Here is a 771-nt window from a genome sequence, read left to right on the forward strand (position 1 = left end):
GCGACAGTGTTATCGCCGAGGATCTCGCCCCAGGATCCGACGCCGCGGTTGGTGGTGATCGCGATCGAGGTCTTCAAGTACCGTTGCGCGACAACCTGAAACAGTGCTGATGCCGCCTCTGCAGGTAACGGCAGGTATCCCAGTTCGTCGATCGCCAGGAGCGTTGGTCCGGCGTAGAAACGCATGCAGGTGGCCCACCGGCCTTCGATCGCAGCTTTGTGGCAGCGGGCCGCCAAATCGGCGGCGGTGGTGACATAGGTGCGGTAGCCGGCGTGCACCGCAGCCCGGGCTAGACCCAAGGCCGCTCAGTTTGGTGTGCTGCCGGGTTGTCAACCGGGTAGCACGCGCACGCTGATGTGGGTTTGGTAGATGGTCCGGTCGATCACCCCCTTGGCGCGGTGTTTGGAGATTGCCCGTTTGACCACGCGAAGGCTGCTGCGGGGCCGGCGATGTGGGAGCAGGTCAGCGCGCACGGCCCGCCCGATCACACCGACGATATCGACAGTCGCGCCGGTGATGACCCGGCCGCATGGACGAGCTGGTCGCGGGCGGTCTGCAAAGCGACGGTGAAACTGCCCCGGTCCGCGACCATGCCCGGTGTGGCCAGCGCGGTATCGGCGATCGCGGTCCGCAACGCCTGGTAGGTGATCAGCAACGCGTAGACCTCCTGCGCGACATCGTCGGCAGTACGCGCCGAGGGTGTCACGAGAACCGTGTAAGTCCGAAGCTAGTTCGGTACTAAATCTATTCTAGCACAATGGAATTCGGTTC

General features: G+C 64.1%; 1 protein-coding gene and 1 pseudogene. Both read right to left on the reverse strand.

Features of this window, described 5'->3' with window-relative positions:
* Nucleotides 1-302 (reverse strand): annotated as a pseudogene (locus A5789_RS00055) (ATP-binding protein); the annotation flags it as partial.
* A gap of 182 nt (nt 303-484) precedes the next feature.
* On the reverse strand, nt 485-706 hold the full coding sequence (locus tag A5789_RS36190) for a hypothetical protein (RefSeq protein WP_064903081.1): 222 nt from the start codon (nt 704-706) through the stop codon (nt 485-487).
* Nucleotides 707-771: the final 65 nt, after the last annotated feature.

The sequence above is a fragment of the Nocardia sp. 852002-51101_SCH5132738 genome, assembly GCF_001665695.1.
Classification (GTDB): Bacteria; Actinomycetota; Actinomycetes; order Mycobacteriales; family Mycobacteriaceae; genus Nocardia; species Nocardia nova.